Here is a 17,293-nt window from a genome sequence, read left to right on the forward strand (position 1 = left end):
GACCAGCTTTACTGCTTCTTCTCGAAGCTCTGGCGTGTATGTTGTTGAGCGTTTCATATGTTCTCCAGTTGGTGAAGTTTGCCAAACAAGAGTGTCCGAAAAAGTCAGGGTACCTCATTGCTGCTATTAAATTCTGAATAGCCTAGGCTGCTTGTCCTTTGAACGAATAGGCAAAGTGGTGTCGAAGCAGGTTTGGTCAAAGCGCAACAGCCACCGAAACGAGGTCGGTGCAGCCCTGGCAAAACGGCTACGCGTTGCTTTGCCGTCTGAATCCAGAAATTCAAGGTACCTTCTCCGGTGTTTTTGCGGCGCTGCCTCCGGAGGGGGCCGTGCTTGCTGAAATGGTGTGCAGTCCATCGTCGCTTGCCAGTGGCAATGTTGATGAAATGCCTGCCAGGAGCCGAATAGCCAATCTACCAGGAGCAAGTTGTGGATGGGCGAGCGCGCTGGTGCCAGATGAATAAAACTGCGCTGCAAGATGGCGATACAGGATGGGCGCCGCCGTGTTTGAATTGCGGGACTGTTTTTACAGAGACGTGCGCGGCCAGCGTTCCAGGTCATCGAGCAAGGAGCATGCTTCTGCCGATCATCACGCACGTAGTTCCAACGCCGCCCGGTTTTGGTTTTGCCGTTGTCAGGCGCGAGCACTAGTACTGGCGTGTCATCGGCATGCAGTTTGACGCCAGCCGGTACGTGTTTACGGATGGCTTCGACCAGCGGGCGCAGCAGCGCGCTGGCAGCTCCGACCCAGCTGGACAGCAGGGCCCGTCCAGCTCGACACCTTCGCGTGAGTGGATCACCGACTACAGGTACAACGGCAGGTGATCTCTTGGCCGCCGGCACGTGCGCCAGCAGGCCGGGAGCGGCGATGCTGCGCGCAATCGGCCGGCTGGAAGCGTCCCGGGCAAGCCTCTATTTTGGAGCACCATGCTGTGTCGACCGATCGCGTCTCACTCCACCCGCAACTCTGGCTCCCCATGCATCGCTCTCAATGGGCCCTCGCGCGCCATCAATTCATCGTAAGTCCCGTCCTCTACCACGCGGCCCTCCATTAAGACAATCACTCGATCCATCGCTTGCAGCGCCCGCAACCGGTGCGTGATCAGCAGCACAGTACGCGTCCCGCCGCGCCGGGCCAGAGCCTCCAGTAACTCTGCTTCGCCAGTTTGATCCAGTGCGGAAGTTCCCTCATCAAGAATTACGATCTTCGGATCCGTGTGTAACGCCCGAGCGATCGCTAGACGCTGACGCTGGCCGTGCGAGAGTACGCCGCCCGCACTGCTCAGTTGCGTCGCATACCCTTCCGGTAAGCGCTCAATGATGTCGTGCAGTCCGGCGAAAACCGCTGCACGCACTACCATGCTGGTCGCAGACTCGGGTGCTGTCGCGGCAATGTTTCGATGTACTGTCTCATCAAAAACGGTCGGTGTTGCTTCCAGTACCGCTATGTGGCGCCGCACTTGAAAGGTGTCTAGCCCCGACACATTGCGGCCGTCTAGCAACACGCGACCCGAGCGCGGTGTATACAACCCTTCACACAACTTGGCCAGCGTACTTTTGCCGCTGCCGGGCAAACCGACGATTGCGACGCGCTCCCCTGGTCGAATGCGCAGATTGACATGCTGCAGCACGTCTTCGGCCGTATCGCCATACCCGAAACTGACGTCCGCGAATTCAATGCCGCCGCGCAGCGGTGTAGTGGTCGTCAGACGACGCCCCCTTTGTTCGGTACGCTGGTCGTGGATCTCCCGCAAGCGCGACCAAGCGCCGCGCAATTGCGACACATCCAGCCACACTGAAGACAGTCGCACCGCCGGCTGCGCCACGCGGTTACTCAGCATGACCACAGCGAAAAACATGCCCATTGTTAGTTGCTGTTGCATCACCATCCATGCGGACAAGCCCATTACGCCTGCCGCGCCGACCTTGAAGCCGGCCGTCAAAGTTTCCTGTACCAGTTTGCCCGCATGGTGGTGGGTGGCGCTGCTGTTTAAGTAATGCTGCCAGGCGCCCCGCCATTCGTTGTGGGCCTGCGCCTCAAGCGCGCTGCCTTTGATCTCGCGAATGAATAGCAGCTTATCGATCAGTAGTGACTGTACCTCGGTGGCACTGGCTTGGCGCGACTCCTGCTGCTGCTGCAGCCACGGTCCCATTACCCACGCCGTGACAAAGAACACCAGGACCATGCCCAGCATCAGCATCGCCAGCCATCCGCTGTAGAGGAAAAGCATACCGATAACCAACATAGTAAAGACCATGTCCAGGCATAGTGTCATTAGTCCACCCATCAGGAAATGGCTGACCGATTCCAGTTCCCGCACGCGTCCAGCAACTTCGCTAGGGCGCCGGGTTTCGAAATAACTGAGTGGTAACGCGAACATATGCCGCACCGTGGTCGATCCCAACTCCAGATTCACGCGTTCACCGACTTGCTGCATCAAGTGGCTGCGGGCCAGGCCAAGCGCGAGTTCCAGTAGCGCAATTACGATGAGCGCTCCCATGATCAGCAGCAGGGTATGCTTGCTCTGGTGTACCAGCACCTTGTCAGTGATGAGCTGAAACATTAGCGGTCCCAGCAACCCTAAAGCCTGCAACATTGCCGAAGCCAGTACGATCTCACTCATCGCAACGCGATGGGTTCGCAGGCTCTCACTTAGAAATTGCCGCAACTGCAGGCCCTTTGTCTTGCTTCGCCCCACAGTGATGACGCTCGTTGAAAAAAGTCGTTCATTCAACTCAGTTAGCGATAAGGTAATCGGTCGAGGATGCGTCAACCGATCACCATCGGTCGACAGCGGTGTTAGCAATACCACTCGATGCTCGTCTTGTTCCAGCAGCACAGTCCAGCCGGTGTCACTCAACCGGATCAGCGCGGGCGTGCGCAAGTGAGGGATCACGGACAGGGCATCCAACGTGCACGGCATAGCGGCATCGATCAGCGCTGCATGCAGCATCTCGGCGGTCGGCGGCTCGATGCCATGAGTTTCGTGACCAGCATCGAGCTTCACGTTGACGAAAGTCAGTGCAGCGGGATCGATGTGCACGTTCGCGAGACGCGCAAACAAGCAGGCAGCGACCACGGCTTGACGATGGTGAGGAGAGGGCGGAGAGGGAGAAGTGGCTGAGATCATGCGAGTTGACTATGAAAATTGGGCAGCCCGTGAAATTACGGGCCGCCCTTGCATGCCGGCGATCACGTCGGTCATGCGATGCGCGGCATCCTCAAACGACAGCGATGTCTGCCTCGCGGTGATCGCTCCAGTTAGAAACCATTGGATCGATGGCGATTTCCACCTCGGCTACTAACGTCGGAATCTGAATCACGTCGACACGAGTTTCGACAATGACAGCCATGGCGCTGTCAATGCTGGCCTGCAAAGGTTCAACCCATGTCGCCAGCTCGACCTGCGACGTAGTCGACAGCGTAAGCTCAATCGCTGATTCGGTCGAAGTTGTCAGTTCGCCCTGTGATTCGTCCGTCAGTGCCATCCTCGACGCGACAGCGACGACAGGCAAATTGAATGGGGGCACAGTCATCGGCGGGATTATGAATTCTTGACCATCGTCCAGATAGGCTTCGTTCGGTGCTGGCGGCCATGGAATTGGCGGAAACGTGTGTGCGGCGCCACACTCTTCGCAGCAGACTTCCGGATCTTTGTCGTTCGGCTGCGGGGGGGTAGAGCTATGCTTGCGCGGATCCTTGGGATCTTTGATCAATGATCCGTTATCTAGTGCATTACTAACGCGGCGCGCGCTGTCAGCAGCGTTATAACTGTTTTCACCGATTTTGCGGCCTGCAGCATTGTTCCAAAGATCCATGTTTTTTTCTGCCCATGGCTGATCGCGAGTGAAGTCGCCTTTGATCTCGTGCATATCCCCCAGAATCTTGGCGGTCAGGGAACCGTGCACTCGTGTCATTTCAGCACTGACGTACGCGTGGCGGAAGGCATCCCAAGAATTGTTGTGACCGTTTATTGCTCCATACGTGTAGCCGAAGTGTCTCGCATATGCATCAGCTTGCGCATGCAGACCTTCTACCTGGGCTTCGTATTCTGCTTTAGAAGTCATTATTATTTACTCCGTTCCAAAAATGATGAGTTTTCGATAGTTTCTTTGTGTTCGGGTGACTAGTACGCGGGCCTTCTCCAAGGGAACGCAAGCCTGCGGCGTAAACCCAGGCGGAAGTGTCTCAGCATCACGCATGATTCGATCCAGATCATTGATCACGTCATAGTCTCCGCTCTTAATAAGCAACTGCTCGATACCTGCGTCTCCTTCGGGCATCGGTTTGACGACGATGAGCGACCAATAATCCTCAGTGCCTCTGAATTGCTTTTTCTTCAAGAACTCGTTAACTCGATCCGCGAGAGGTGCAGAATCTATTAATTCATTCTGATAAATGGCCATCGTGCACAGTATCGTGCCAGGCGGCCAACCCATATCGGGTAGCTTTACGACCTTGACCGGACGCAAATCGGCCAAATGGCGGTCAAGCGGATGCCGTTCTTCCGAACAGGCACAGAGCGCCGTCAGGCCGAGCATGCCGACGACGCGAAACAAGGGAATCAAATGATTGTCTCCTTTTTAAAGGTTATGGTTGAGGGAAAAAGTGAAACTGAGGAGCACACGCGCCATGGGCATCATTGTTCACGGGCGCTCTCGTGTAAATTGCGGATCAACGGACTCCAGACGTAGTCGAAAACGCTACGGCTTCGGGTAGCAATTTCGACCGCGACCTCCATGCCAGGCCGCAGCTCTACACCACCTAGCACCGGCGGCCCATCGCCGGGTGCGATTGGTTGTAGCTGGGCTTTGTAAAGACGTCTGCCCTGAGTATCGTCCAAAGAGTCGGGCGCCAGGCTGATCAATGTGGCGGCCATCATGCCGTATCGCGTAAATGGAAGCGCCTCGACTTTCACATGGGCTTTCATACCGGGGCGCAAGTGCGCGATGTCCTTGTGTTCAAAGCGGGCTTCGATGCGCAGTGGTTGGCGTCGCGGCGCAATGCGAAAGGTTTCTTCTCCCGCGCCGATGGCGCTGCCTTCCGTGTCGGCAGAGCGGCTCAGCACGATTCCGTCGATCGGCGTGCGTAAAGTCAGACGTTCCAAATGAACGGTGGCACGCGTCAGTGCGGCGGTGTTCTCGGAAAGCTGACGGGAACTTTCCCGCCAGCTGTTATAAGCGTCGCGTTCGCGTTCGGTGCGGGCTACCAGATGGCCGTTCAGCGCGCTGTCCAGTTCGGCACGGGACAAGGCCAGCTGGCTTTGGGCGCTGGACTGGGCGGACCGGGCGTGCAGCAGTGCCTGTTCGACATCCTGCAGCGCGTGCGGAGCCATGAATTTTTGCTGCACCAGTTTCGTCAGGTCCGTGTGACGACGGATCTGGAAAGCGAACGTCTCGTTGGCGGCGCTGAGAATATGGTTCGCTTTATCGACTGCCGCGCGTGCCGATTCCTCGACGCTGTGCTGGTGTGCGACCTTGCTTCGCCATACCTTCAGCTCATGGTGCAGCATCTGCCGGTCGGCAACGGTGGGGGGCAACAATCCTTCGGTAGATTCCAGCGGCGTAGCAAGCGATGCGCTGTGCAATAGCCCCCACGCGAGGTGGGCTCGTGCGGAAAGGCGCTGGCGTTCGATTTCAAGTGCTCGCACCTGGGTGGCGGCAGGTACGAAATCCAGCTCAAGCAGGGGTTGACCGGACTTGACCTCGTGACCTTCTGCTACAAGCAGAGTACGCACTACGCCCGCATCCAATGTGCGGACGATTTTTACCTGTTCGGTGGCCTGTAGCACGCCGTTGCCGACTACAACCACTTCTAGCTCGGTAAATAGCGCCCAGCCGAATGCGATCACTAGCGCAACCGCCACCAAACGGACTACGCGCCCATTGCTCGAAGATGCAGTCAGCATGCGTAGGCGTGCTGATTTTCGTGGATAAATACTGCAATTTGCTTGACTGACGAAGGCATTGCCCCCAGCACATCGCGGTCTTCCAGCGAAACCACGGCATACCCGAGGCGGTGCTTACCTGGTTGAGGTGCTCCGCATCCAAACATAAAAATGGTCATTGACAGGCTTGGGTTAGATTGTGAATTACATTACAGAAAAAAAGCGCACGGAAAATTGAATGCGAATTGTAATGAGAATAATATTTATTCATAAAATCTGCAATGTGGCGGGATCATATCAAAGCGCAGCTTGGCAATTCTCTTCAAAACTCACAAATTGACTAAATTTTCCCATTTCCATTTCCATTTCCATTTCCATTTCCTGTTCGTTTGTTCGCAGCATTCCCCACTCTGTTTGCTCCGGCTTCCACTGCCTGGAAAACGCAGCTACGCGGTCGTATCAACCTGTATAACCCAGCTCTTTCGGGCCCTCATCGATCTGCCAAATTGAGCTGGCGAGTACTGCCGTGGCTCAGAACAGCCCAGGCTGCTTGTTCTTTGAACGAATAGGCAAAGTGGTGTCGAACCAGGTTTGGTCAAAGCGCAACAGCCAGCGAAACGAAGTCGGTGCAGCCCTGGCAAAACGGCTACGCGTCGCTTTGCCGTCTGAATCCAGAAATTCTAAGCACTTTCTCCGGTGTGTTTGCGGCGCTGCCTCCGGAGCGTGCCGTGCTTGCTGAGATGGTGCGCAGTCTATCGTTGCTTGCCAGTGGCAATGCTGATGAAATGCCTGCCAGGAGCCGAATAGCCAATCGACTAGGAGCAAGTTGTGGATGGCCGAGCGCGCCGGTGCCGGATGAGTAAAGCTGCGCTGCAAGATGGCGATACCCTGCGGCGAGAGCGCCGGCGTGAAGTCGGGATGCCCGCTCAGGAACTGGTAGCGATGCATGAATTCGCTGGAAAATGGTAGGCACCGCAGCATGCCCGTCGCCGTCAGCAGGCCGCGATCACCGAGCGCGTTGTTCAAGGTCGCGTGTACGGTGTCGGCGTCGATACTTTGGCGGGTATCCTCCAGCACATCCATGCCCAGCACAGTCAGGCGACTCAAGGCATGGTGGTGTGCTGCCCAATCGATGTGAGGCTTGACGGTGTCCGCTTCGGTTTGCTCCGGTAGCAGAAAGCGCTTGTGACGTTCGAGAGGTGCCAGTATGCAGCTCGCCAGAGGCGCGGCGTGGATGGGACAGACGAATGCCGTGGGCAGATGGTGCGCACGTCGCCAGAATGCAGTCGCATGGCAACGCAGGTCACTCTCGACACAACGCAGACACATCCTCCATTTGCTGGTGGAACCGTTCGACAACGTCGACAAGCCATAGCCTGCGGTGATGATCGGTGTCGGAGCCGAGCCACTATTCCATGGGCGGCTGCCCAGCCGCTCAAAAAAGCCGCTCAGTGTCATATCTGCGAGAACACGTGACGGATCGCCAAAGCAGTCTTGGGTAACGTCACAAAACCATTTCAGGTTGACGGGGAAGTCGGACACTCGCGTGTTGCGTGAAGGGCCAAACAGACTCTGGCAGGCATCGATGTCATTTCTTGCCGCGTTGGCCAGCCGTATCCTTGCGACGACGCTATAAAGCGTTTCGTCGGATCGTGCAATCGGCAAGCAATGGATATCCATCTGGCTTCTCCTTACACTGATCGTATGGCCGAGCGTCAGGTACCCAGTTGTGTATCGCCAGCGCGGCCGCCAATGGGGCCCCGGCGCGCGGTGCGCAGGCGATAAGCCCGGCCTGCCTTGTAGAATTCGCGTTCGGGACAAGGGCCTTGCCAATTCTTGGCAAGGCCGCGCGATTTTAGGATTGACTTGATGACCTGAATTGAGCCTCCTCCGCAAGGAACAAAGTCGGAAAAATATTCCATGATGACCCTGAACTTATTGACTTCGAGCTTGGATAGCGCAATGATTTTGTGTTCGGTCGTGTGCGGATCATGAAGACATTGCAAGGTCCACAGGATGCGCCTGGCATAAAAATGCCAGAGGCTTTCCTCATTGCCACTGATCGCCGCGGCAGTCAACGGAAATCCCGGCCCTGCAGGCCAAGAGGATTTAGACTTGGATTTTGATGCTTGCAACAATCGATTCTTGGTAACTCGCACGGGCCTGGCATTTTCCCCATATAACTCGACCGCGCTTGCCTTGATAGCTTCCGACCACTGCGCATCGCGTACAAGATGCTGCTCGCGAACTTTGAGTGCCCTAGCGGCATCTTTTTTTTGCTTGGCAGCAGCGCTGGCCAAGCGGCGTTCGATCACTTCGCTGGCGTTTGGCAGTAATTTGACAACCCGTTTCATGCTGCTGAAATGATGGCGCCATAACTGTGCGATATCGTAATGATCGCGCTGCGCCAGATTGACCAGTTCATCGAGCAGCTCTTCCTCAGGTCGTTTCTCCCTGATAGATTCGACGTTGCCATTGGACGAGCGCGGGGCTGCGCCTAAAATATGTGGGGGATCACCAAGTTCGGGCTTGGCATACAGGATGGCCTCGGCACGGCTGAGAAAGAGCGTGGCATCGCGGAAAAGAAAATAAGCTGCCACCAAGTGCCGCGTCAGCGGCGCCTCCACCGCAGAGTGGGCACAAAGAATATTGAGCCAATGCTCCGTTTTTCCAGATTTGTAAGCCGGATCGATCTTGGCGAACAATTCGGCGCCGAAATGCGCTTCGATTTTCCCCAACAACATACTGTGATTGACGCGCTTGTCTCCCCACTGGCATCCAATTTCAATTGCGCGCACTTTGTAGATATCGATCAATTGTTCGATACTCAATTTGCTTGGCTTCGCAGCCAGGAGCACTTGTGCAAAGCGGGCGAATTCAACCTCTACCGCAGACGCTGGTTGCAGGTCAGGCCGTGCTTGATCGGCAAGAGCGCAACCGCACTCGCACCCCATCCATGCGGACAGGATCAATTGCTTTGGCTCAGCGAATGGGCACCCGCACGACGGGCAGCGATCGAGCAATCGGACGGAATGTTTCCAGCACGCGGTGACGCCTGGGATCTGGTGCGCACGGTGGATGTATGGACAGCCATGATCGCGTTCATCATCGACCAGGCAGTGGGTGCAGATATAGGTCAGCCGGTTGTCGCCCTTGATACGTCGCGGTAGTTTGATCAAGGGCGGACCTGGGATGCGATCCGGATGCCTTGTGGCGGACTTGGGGCCGAAGAACTGTTGAAATAGTGGTAACAGGGTGCTGTCATTCTGCAGTTGCACCAGATTGTGGCGAGGCAAACCAGGTAATCTTTCGGCGAGCTTGTCGAGGTTAGGCTGGACCAGCCCTGTCAAACTGAACGGCGCTTTGTCGAACAACTGCTTGTACGTTACCTGGATCGTTGGCCGGCCACGGCGAATATGGTAACGGCTTACTCGCGAGCCGATTGTCTCATCGGGAAAGCCAAGAGGAAAAAATGGCAGAATACTTGATTCTCGCGCAGTGGTCTTGACGGGCATGCTTACACTCCAGATGAGGATGGATTGATCTGTGAATTGTTGGCTTGAAAATGTTCCAGGCCGCTGATCAGATGTTCTTGCAAGCCTTGATTGCGCATGTCCTCCGGATCAAGGTTAGCCTTTATTATTGCGTTTTCCGCCTTTTGATTGGCTTTTCTGGTGCGATTGCGCTGTGCGGTTTCTTTTGACTTTTGCGCCACAGGTTTGCGCTCTTTAGGCGGCGATTTCGCTTTCGGTGGCGCTTCCGGCACTTCCGGCGATGCTGCCGATGCGTCCTCGGAGGACGGGTATAGCCCCCAACGCACCGCATAACTGCGCCAAGGAATATCGTCGAATTGATGAAGAAGGATGGGATTTTTGTCGCGAAAGCCAGCGATCAACTCTCTGTCCTTGGCGCTGAAGTCCGGGCCGTTGAAAGCTTGCTCCATATGGACTTCAGTAACATAAGAACAACCTTCGTCGAGCGCCAAACGCTGCGAACTGGCGCGGATGCGACCTGCATAATCACGGATGCCGCCGCAATATTTGAACAGCAGCGCACCGTCCTTGTCGGCAATCGGTGACGCTTCTGGCATCACGTTGTATCGCCACAGTGCAGGCGCCAGAACGTCGGTAAAGTCATAGTCAAACGACTCCATCGGGTGCATTTCGATGTTGCCACCCGAGCCGACCCGGCGCATATCCTGTGAAAATGAATCGAGCGCATCCATGCCAAGAGGGTTGCCCATCAGTACCAGAGGGATGCCGAAGTTGAGTAAGCGCAGGAAAAACGTCGCGGCGAGGCCGCCTCGCACGCCACCGGCGAAATTGCGACCTTGTAATTCATCGATGACCAACACGCCGACGCCGTGGTTGAGCAGGATGATGCCGATATGGACGGCGAGCTTTTCATTGCTCAGGCCAGCGATGTCACGGGCGCGAGCATAATTGGTGCCGATGGCAGCGTCGAGCGCAGTCAATATCTGGAGCAGCAGGCCGCCGAGCGAGCCGTCGTGGCTCATTGCCACGTACAGCCATGGAGCTTGAATCATGTGGTTCCAGTCGGCGCTTTTGGACGGGCCGTGCTCTATGCGCTGAGGAATGAGGCTCAGTGCACGCAAAATCTCGTAGCTTTTGCCGAGCCCTGTGATACCACTCGCGCGCAATCCTTTTGCGTAGCTGGGTAACCAAGGCAAATTATTGAGTTCCCGACCGGCGCAGCGGGCAAGCGCCATCATTTGTTGCCGCGATGAGACCAAGGCTGGATTGTGCGATGTGTAGCCGCGACGTATCACCCGGAACAGGCGGCTTGTCGTATCAATGGCTGTCAGCGTGGGCTCAAACATTTGATCTTGCAGCCGATCGAGTAGATCAAGGCGTGTCTGCATGTCGAGGTTCTTGATGTCCAGGCCGTCTAACGGCCAATTCGACAGGCGTTGTTCAAGATTTTGCGTCGACAAATGCACTTCAAGCGGTTCCAGAAAAGGATTTGGGACGGGCGGTGAGGCGGTGGTTTGGGCGGATGAGAACATCAAAACTTCCTTTCACTATTAAAGCGGGATAGGCGATGCTTTCTGATATCGGTCAAGGTCGACAAAGTCGGTGGCGCCGGTTCGGCAGGCACTGGCGGCGATGCTGTGGCCGGTGGCTGTGCCGAGGGTGGTGAGGGGGCAATAGGTTCGGTTGCGCGCCGCACGGCATCATCGAGCTGGTCGCGTTTTTCTTGTGCCTGTGCAGCGCGAACATTGCCCGCCTTATTGCTCTGTGCAGTCTTTTTCCCGAGGCTGTCTTGCGCAAGTTTTTTCCTATCCCTGGCATCCGCTTCAGTTTCTTGCCTGAATGCCTGCTGATCGATCTCATCCTGGTCGCGGCGCGATGTTGTCGTCTGAACGTACAAGCGATCCGCGTCATTGAGCCCGCACAGATCAGCTATACCACCCTCGTGGAGCAGTATGGCGTCATCCTTGATGTTGGGGATAATGTGCGTTCCGTTTTTATCCATCAATAAAATGTGAGACAGGTCGTCCGGATCGGCCCGCACTTCGATGTGGATGTTGCCGCTTGCTATGGCATCGCGAATCAGGCCGGATTCGGCCAGATACTGGTGATTGAACCGTGCGCCGTTTAGTAATTCCACAGCATTGCCGGTATTGGGCCGATGCAATACAAGTCCCCTGCGCTGAATACTCGCGGTGAAGCGCGGTAACAAATGCGAGCGCAGATAGGTTGGGTCAACCGGTTTTCCGGCAACATAGCCATTCAGTTTTGCCCATCGATAGATAGCGATGCGGGTACGTGGAACGATTTCCCCTTGTGCTGCATATTCCCTGCGCATTTCGCTCGGCACCATGTGCAAGGGAAGGTCCTGTTTGGTATTGGCCCAATGTATCCAGAGCAAGAGCAGGCGCGTATAGGAAAAGCGTGAGATCAAGGCTTTGGTAATCGCTGGCCGCTCGCCGCGCTTCGATGGGCGCCCTTTTGTAGTGCCAGTGATGTGATGGTCGAAATTGCGGTGTCGCGAATGGTGTCCCGACTCCGATGGACTGTTGCGGTCCGCTCTGCCGCTGGCAATAAATTCGATGCGCGACGCCAGGTCGTCTACCATGGTCGTGATGCCACCCTTGCTGCGCAATTCCCCGTTATCGCTGAGGTATTTGGTGAAAAACAGCGCGGGAAAATCTTCAGGCGGCAGATCGAGGTCGTAGCGTTCAAGCATGGAAGTTTTGTCGGTCGCGGCCCTCAAAATCGCCATCTTGGCGTCGTCCGTGCCCAATCCTCCCATGCCGATATGCCAGCCAAGATACAGTCCGAGCCACGCATCGCGCACGAACAGGCCCCGGCCTACACCGATCGGTTGTCGCGGATCACCACATGCGACGAAATTGACGTCGACCGGGGACGCATCAAGCGATCCGACCTGCCCGATCGCGACGATGCCGTCGCGCACCGTGCCGGCCAAGTAACGATAATCACGGGCCCATTTCCCCTCACCCATTAACCTGCGCGCGGCGCCGGTGGCGTCCGGCGCTCTAGGTCCGTGATAGCGAAAATTGTCTTCAGTCGGTCGTAAGTGGGCATCCAACAGTACTGGTGTCAGCAGGCCTTGTTGAAGAACATGGCCGGTGCTGTAATACGTCCCGGTCATGGACAGGAAGGCTTGCCTCACGGTTGTGCCGGGACGGACGAACGAAATATAGCCATCCTGAATGTTCAGCACGTCCTGATCGGTCAGGATGAGTCCAGCTTTCTCCGTGTCGCCGGCTTTGACGGCCGTGTTTTTGCGGCCCAGCTTGACCTGGTTTTTTCCCCGGCGCGGAACCGAAGGTGCGCCAGATCGACCAACATTATTCGGTATCAAGGCATTTTTGATGCATCCAAAAGCATAATAACGATGCAATGCATCAAATATCTGTCCCGCGCTGACGCCAGCCTCCCTTGCCCGCGCGCGCACCAGAGAATCGAGGCAGGCCAGGTTCGGTGGCCGTATACTGGCACCGGTAGGAATGAGTGGTGCGATCAAAGTCCATTTGCGGTCCCGCCGAAGTTCAAGCGTTGATCGGTGCCGATCTTCCGGCGCGACAGCCGGGTCGTCGCAAGGTGGCCACAGGCGGCGAAAATCTTCATCGCCAAGGTGCCAGTGATTCGGCAAGACCAACGTCGTCGGTTTGATAGCATTCGTTTCAAGCCAGAATTTCAACTGGGATAGCTTTCTTAAAAAAAATCCCTTGGCGTAGTAGCTTTTCTGCTTCTTGCCCTGCATGTCCCGACCGATACTCGGAATCGGGATGAGTGTGACTTGATCCAAGTACGAAGCCACTTCCAGCACGCGATGCAGGCCAGGAAGAGGCGAATTGTCCGAAGTCCCGGCAAGCACCAGGCCCTGCTCGATGGTCGTTTCCGTCATAGCCATGTATCTCCGAAAAAGCGCCGGCGCAAGTCGTCTCGCATGGCCCGCCCACCCGGCCGGACTGGGTAGGAGGTCAGAATACGTCGCGATGGGTCGATGTCGATGCTCTGTGTCCATGCGTAGTGCTGGAAAAGTAGCCAGGCCTCGGCGGTCGTGAGGCGTAGCGTACGGGCTGCATGGAGCACTGCTTCGTTGATCGGCAGATCAAGGCTGGCGTTGAGGTAGTGCGCGAACTCGCCGGCCCAGGTAATGAGATGCGGTGCGCAATACAATGTTGACGCGTCCAACCAGACTTCAAGCTGTCCGGCCATGAGTTTCGGTACCAGGGCGGAACTTGAAACGAAATAGGGACAATCGATAGCGGCGGTATAGCGCCTTTCCAACTCCAGCCGTTCAAGCGTGCGCCAGTCGACCTCCTGAGTGGGGGCAACGATCGGTTTCGACGAGAAACCTGCCAGCTTATCTCCCCCTGGCAGCGGTGCTGTGGCCAGCAGGTCAAGGCTCGCGACGTAGGGAACGCCGGTGCCGATTTCGTAGCCATGATTGATACCGGCGTCACGGGCGATATCGAGCAAGCCCCGAGACCACGGTCTTTGGATGGGAGCCGTGCCAGGCGTTCCATCGAGAGGATGGGGATGGGCGATTGGCCATAGCGGAAATTGTTCGCGCAGATCCCGCACACCTAGCCATAACAGCAACAATGCGGTGTGGTATTCACCACTTGAGTAATAATAGGCGCCACGGCGCAAAGGCGGCATGGAGGTGGCCACCTGATTCGAATAGGGCGAAGGGTTGTTGCGCCGCAGGATCAACCAAGGCAAATAGCCGCTGCCGTGCCCCATGCCATGGCCCAACCTGATGCGCTGGCACAACTTCTTGTGCGTCATGCCTTTTTGTAGTCGAGGCTTGGGCGTTGGCTCGGCCGGAACGGCAATCAAGTCTGATGGGGCATCGAAACGCCCCGAACTGGTCAATTGTTGCGTAGTTCCTGACATGGACCGCTCCATCTCCAGAATATGTTTTTCCGCACGCAATGACGCACCGAAGCATTCATGTCGTCCTGCAAACGGAAAAGCTCAAATTTTGGAGGTAAATAGCTCACATTATGGACGTCGGTCAATACACGACTATCGAGTGTGACTATTTACGTGATGCTTTGGCAGAGCAGGATTAATAGCGCGAGGCACAGTGGCCAACCGTCTTGTCCTGATCTGATGCCAAGCCGCCGGCTTGGCATTACAGTATTACTTCGACCACATCGCTTCTGTCTGGTTCTCCTTTGCGCTTGAGGGGGCGCAAAGGTTTGAAATGTGGGTGCGACAACATGACAGGCATGCGCAATGCCATTCGTATCAATTCCACTTGGGCCGGGTGCAATGCACCGATCTGGCGCCGAAGTTCATTGAACATCCTGTACAGCTCATCGGGTGCCTCATTGGGCAACATAATTTTTCGTTGGGACTCGTCCAGCGCTTCAAACAAGCGCTTCTTCCAATGCTCGTCAAGCTGCAAACGCTGCACCAGGCGCTCGATGAAATCGATGGATGGCGGCCCTTTGGTGCCCAGCTCAATAGCTGAGATATAACTTTGTTCGTAGCCAAGCTGGGAGGCGAATTCAGTCTGCCGTAGCTCGCAAAATATGCGCAATTCCCGAAATACTGTTGAGAATGGGCTCATATACCAATTTTAGAAGTAAATATAACTATTAATAGGAGTATTATGGACACGTTTTTTCCTTTGTCAATAAAAATATGATCCTGCCCCAGAAATCACGGCACATGGCCACCCTTACGGAAACCCTCAACTACTTATATGATTCAAGTTGTTATTAAAACGACGTGATCGCACATTCAAGTTTCTATTACGCTGTTCAAGTTTCTATTCCGACGTAACAGTCGGCCTGCGCTTGACCTTGGCGGTAGACAGGTCTACTATTAATGACTCAAAAGTAAGTTACTTGGAAAGACACATGCAAGCCCCGATTGATACCAAGCCCCGCTGGGAGCGGCGCAAGGATGCCCGCCCGCAGGAGTTGCTCGCCGCCGCCCTCGACCTGTTTGTCGAACGGGGGTTCGCATCGACGCGCCTGGAAGATGTGGCCAAGCGGGCCGGCGTGTCGAAAGGCACCTTGTACCTGTATTTTGAGAATAAACAAGAGCTGTTCAAGGCCGTGGTGCGCGACAATATCGTGCAGTCGATCGGCGAGGCGGAAGACAGCATGGCCGCCTCGGACAGCAGCAGCGCCGAGTTGTTGCGCAAGGTGATGATGCAGTGGTGGGAAGAGTTCGGCGCCACCAAACTGGCCGGCTTGACCAAGCTGATGTTGGCCGAAGCGAACAATTTCCCGGAACTGGCGCAGTTTTACAACGAAGAAGTCGTCACGCGCGGCAATGGGCTGATCGTCAGCCTGCTGGAACGGGGCATGCAACGCGGCGAATTTCGCCAGGTCGATCCGGTGCTGGTCAGCACCATCCTCAGCGCGCCCGTCACCATGCTGATGATGTGGACGCATTCCTTCCTGCCTTGCGAGGTCAAGAATATCGATCCGCTCGCCTACATGGATGCGTTTATCGACATGAGCTTGCGCAGCCTGCAGGTGGAGGCGCCCGGTAAAAGCTGATGCGCCCGGCCTGGCTAATACCGTTCAGTTGCCCCTTTTCCAAGGTTCGCCCCCCCAAATCTGCAGATCGTCGCAAATTTCCTCCATTTCCCGCCTTTATGGTTAACATGTGCTTTCAGCCAGTTCAACGATAAAATGGCGGATTATTACTTCACTTACCGAGTCCAAAGATGAATATCGAACAAGCCCGCTTCAATATGATCGAACAGCAGATCCGTCCATGGGACGTACTGGATATCGACGTACTGGAGCTGTTGAACGTGGTCAAGCGTGAAGATTTCGTGCCGGCTGCCTATAAAAACCTGGCCTTCGTCGATACCGAAATTCCACTGGGCGGCGGTGAATGCATGCTCACGCCGAAGCTGGAAGCGCGCATTTTGCAAGACGTAGCCGTTAAAAAGCATGAAAATGTGTTGGAGATCGGCACCGGCAGCGGTTACATGGCCGCTTTGCTGGCGCACAAGGCGCGTCATGTGACGAGCGTGGAAATCGTTCCCCAATTGAAAACCCTGGCCGAGCAGAACCTGGTCGCCAATGGCGTGACGAACGTGACCGTGGAACTGGGCGACGGCGCCCAGGGTTGGAGCAAGGGCGCACCGTACGACGTGATCGTCGTCTCCGGCGCCCTGGCTGTGCTGCCGGAAACATTGTTGCAACAAATTAAAGTCGGCGGCCGCATCCTGGCCATCATCGGCGAAGCGCCGATCATGTCGGCGCACCTAATCACGCGCAGCTCGGACAAAGCTTACGACACGCGCAAGCTGTTTGAAACCAATGTTACGCCGCTGCAAGCCGTGGCACCGTCGCATTTCCAGTTCTGAGGCGACCGATTCGATGGAGCATTTGAGTGCACCGCAGCTGGCCGCCTGGCTGGCTGATCCATCCCGCGCGCGTCCCTTGTTGCTGGACGTGCGGGAACAGTGGGAGTTCGACCTGTGCCACCTCGACGGTGCCACCCTGATGCAGATGAACTCGATTCCTGCGCGCATCGATGACCTCGATGAAGATGCCGAGATCGTCTGCATCTGCCATCACGGCATGCGCAGCATGCAAGTGGCGGCCTTCCTGGAGCGCAACGGCTTTGGCAAGATCAGTAATTTGACGGGCGGCGTCCATGCCTGGGCGCTGCAAGTCGACAGCGCGATGCCTAAATACTAAGAGTCTATCCCAGTAGATGAATACATCCCCTGCTGGCGCCCCTCAGAAGCGGGGACTGCGTTGATCGTCGTTGCGTGGCTCGCCACGTGTCCTCCTCACGCCTTGTCCGCGCACCTGATGAACTGCCAGCAGAAGACGCTCCCTACTGGGATAGGCTCTAAGTTATTTTTGCAGTAGATGCACCCAGGCATGTTTTCCTGCATGCCTGTGGAGGCCTGTACCCCGC

General features: G+C 56.1%; 13 protein-coding genes and 1 pseudogene. 3 read left to right on the forward strand and 11 right to left on the reverse strand.

Annotated features, from left to right (window positions below):
- Positions 1 to 126 precede the first annotated feature (126 nt).
- The 11 genes and pseudogenes from ACQ4W7_RS29140 to ACQ4W7_RS13345 form a co-directional block, all read right to left on the reverse strand.
- Positions 127 to 897, reverse strand: a pseudogene (locus ACQ4W7_RS29140) (IS66 family transposase); the annotation flags it as partial.
- 53 nt (positions 898 to 950) lie between these two features.
- Positions 951 to 3,044, reverse strand: coding sequence for a peptidase domain-containing ABC transporter (locus tag ACQ4W7_RS13300; RefSeq protein ID WP_436531031.1), 2,094 nt, complete (start codon positions 3,042 to 3,044; stop codon positions 951 to 953).
- A 178-nt stretch (positions 3,045 to 3,222) separates the two neighbouring features.
- Positions 3,223 to 4,068, reverse strand: a complete 846-nt coding sequence (locus ACQ4W7_RS13305) for a DUF6973 domain-containing protein (protein WP_436531033.1) — start codon at positions 4,066 to 4,068, stop codon at positions 3,223 to 3,225.
- A gap of 6 nt (positions 4,069 to 4,074) precedes the next feature.
- Positions 4,075 to 4,569, reverse strand: coding sequence for a hypothetical protein (locus tag ACQ4W7_RS13310; RefSeq protein WP_436531035.1), 495 nt, complete (start codon positions 4,567 to 4,569; stop codon positions 4,075 to 4,077).
- A 71-nt stretch (positions 4,570 to 4,640) separates the two neighbouring features.
- Positions 4,641 to 5,909, reverse strand: coding sequence for an HlyD family type I secretion periplasmic adaptor subunit (locus tag ACQ4W7_RS13315; RefSeq protein WP_436531037.1), 1,269 nt, complete (start codon positions 5,907 to 5,909; stop codon positions 4,641 to 4,643).
- 510 nt (positions 5,910 to 6,419) lie between these two features.
- The gene (locus ACQ4W7_RS13320; protein ID WP_436531039.1) at positions 6,420 to 7,568 is read right to left on the reverse strand and encodes a TniQ family protein; all 1,149 of its coding nucleotides are present in this window, start codon (positions 7,566 to 7,568) and stop codon (positions 6,420 to 6,422) included.
- Between the two features lie 35 nt (positions 7,569 to 7,603).
- Complete coding sequence (locus ACQ4W7_RS13325) at positions 7,604 to 9,403, reverse strand: TniQ family protein (RefSeq protein ID WP_436531041.1); 1,800 nt, start codon at positions 9,401 to 9,403, stop codon at positions 7,604 to 7,606.
- A 2-nt stretch (positions 9,404 to 9,405) separates the two neighbouring features.
- Positions 9,406 to 10,914: an AAA family ATPase gene (locus ACQ4W7_RS13330; RefSeq protein WP_436531043.1), complete on the reverse strand. Its 1,509-nt coding sequence runs from the start codon at positions 10,912 to 10,914 to the stop codon at positions 9,406 to 9,408.
- Positions 10,914 to 13,292, reverse strand: coding sequence for a TnsB C-terminal domain-containing protein (locus tag ACQ4W7_RS13335; protein WP_436531045.1), 2,379 nt, complete (start codon positions 13,290 to 13,292; stop codon positions 10,914 to 10,916). Before ACQ4W7_RS13335 ends, ACQ4W7_RS13330 begins: the two co-directional genes overlap by 1 nt.
- Entirely contained in the window at positions 13,283 to 14,284 is a 1,002-nt protein-coding gene (locus ACQ4W7_RS13340; RefSeq protein ID WP_436531047.1) for a PDDEXK family nuclease, read from the reverse strand. Before ACQ4W7_RS13340 ends, ACQ4W7_RS13335 begins: the two co-directional genes overlap by 10 nt.
- A 241-nt stretch (positions 14,285 to 14,525) precedes the next feature.
- Positions 14,526 to 14,966, reverse strand: coding sequence for a helix-turn-helix domain-containing protein (locus tag ACQ4W7_RS13345; RefSeq protein WP_436531049.1), 441 nt, complete (start codon positions 14,964 to 14,966; stop codon positions 14,526 to 14,528).
- Between the two features lie 292 nt (positions 14,967 to 15,258).
- Between ACQ4W7_RS13345 and ACQ4W7_RS13350 the strand changes: the two genes are divergently transcribed.
- From ACQ4W7_RS13350 to ACQ4W7_RS13360, 3 genes are all read left to right on the forward strand, one after another.
- Positions 15,259 to 15,909, forward strand: coding sequence for a TetR/AcrR family transcriptional regulator (locus ACQ4W7_RS13350; RefSeq protein WP_353659779.1), 651 nt, complete (start codon positions 15,259 to 15,261; stop codon positions 15,907 to 15,909).
- Between the two features lie 170 nt (positions 15,910 to 16,079).
- The gene (locus ACQ4W7_RS13355; RefSeq protein ID WP_426071804.1) at positions 16,080 to 16,730 is read left to right on the forward strand and encodes a protein-L-isoaspartate O-methyltransferase family protein; all 651 of its coding nucleotides are present in this window, start codon (positions 16,080 to 16,082) and stop codon (positions 16,728 to 16,730) included.
- Between the two features lie 13 nt (positions 16,731 to 16,743).
- A complete protein-coding gene (locus ACQ4W7_RS13360) occupies positions 16,744 to 17,067 on the forward strand; it encodes a rhodanese-like domain-containing protein (RefSeq protein WP_426071805.1) in 324 nt (107 codons plus the stop codon).
- Positions 17,068 to 17,293: the final 226 nt, after the last annotated feature.

Origin of the sequence: Janthinobacterium algoris (assembly GCF_051380935.1) — a bacterium.
Lineage (GTDB): Bacteria > Pseudomonadota > Gammaproteobacteria > Burkholderiales > Burkholderiaceae_D > Janthinobacterium.

Bases quoted from the DNA above. Each gene is read 5' to 3' on its own strand.
- ACQ4W7_RS13305 (WP_436531033.1), bottom strand. From the start codon at position 4,068: ATGACTTCTAAAGCAGAATACGAAGCCCAGGTAGAAGGTCTGCATGCG.
- ACQ4W7_RS13340 (WP_436531047.1), bottom strand. From the start codon at position 14,284: ATGTCAGGAACTACGCAACAATTGACCAGTTCGGGGCGTTTCGATGCC.
- ACQ4W7_RS13355 (WP_426071804.1), top strand. From the start codon at position 16,080: ATGAATATCGAACAAGCCCGCTTCAATATGATCGAACAGCAGATCCGT.
- ACQ4W7_RS13345 (WP_436531049.1), bottom strand. From the start codon at position 14,966: ATGAGCCCATTCTCAACAGTATTTCGGGAATTGCGCATATTTTGCGAG.
- ACQ4W7_RS13360 (WP_426071805.1), top strand. From the start codon at position 16,744: ATGGAGCATTTGAGTGCACCGCAGCTGGCCGCCTGGCTGGCTGATCCA.
- ACQ4W7_RS13315 (WP_436531037.1), bottom strand. From the start codon at position 5,909: ATGCTGACTGCATCTTCGAGCAATGGGCGCGTAGTCCGTTTGGTGGCG.
- ACQ4W7_RS13335 (WP_436531045.1), bottom strand. From the start codon at position 13,292: ATGGCTATGACGGAAACGACCATCGAGCAGGGCCTGGTGCTTGCCGGG.
- ACQ4W7_RS13325 (WP_436531041.1), bottom strand. From the start codon at position 9,403: ATGCCCGTCAAGACCACTGCGCGAGAATCAAGTATTCTGCCATTTTTT.
- ACQ4W7_RS13330 (WP_436531043.1), bottom strand. From the start codon at position 10,914: ATGTTCTCATCCGCCCAAACCACCGCCTCACCGCCCGTCCCAAATCCT.
- ACQ4W7_RS13350 (WP_353659779.1), top strand. From the start codon at position 15,259: ATGCAAGCCCCGATTGATACCAAGCCCCGCTGGGAGCGGCGCAAGGAT.
- ACQ4W7_RS13320 (WP_436531039.1), bottom strand. From the start codon at position 7,568: ATGGATATCCATTGCTTGCCGATTGCACGATCCGACGAAACGCTTTAT.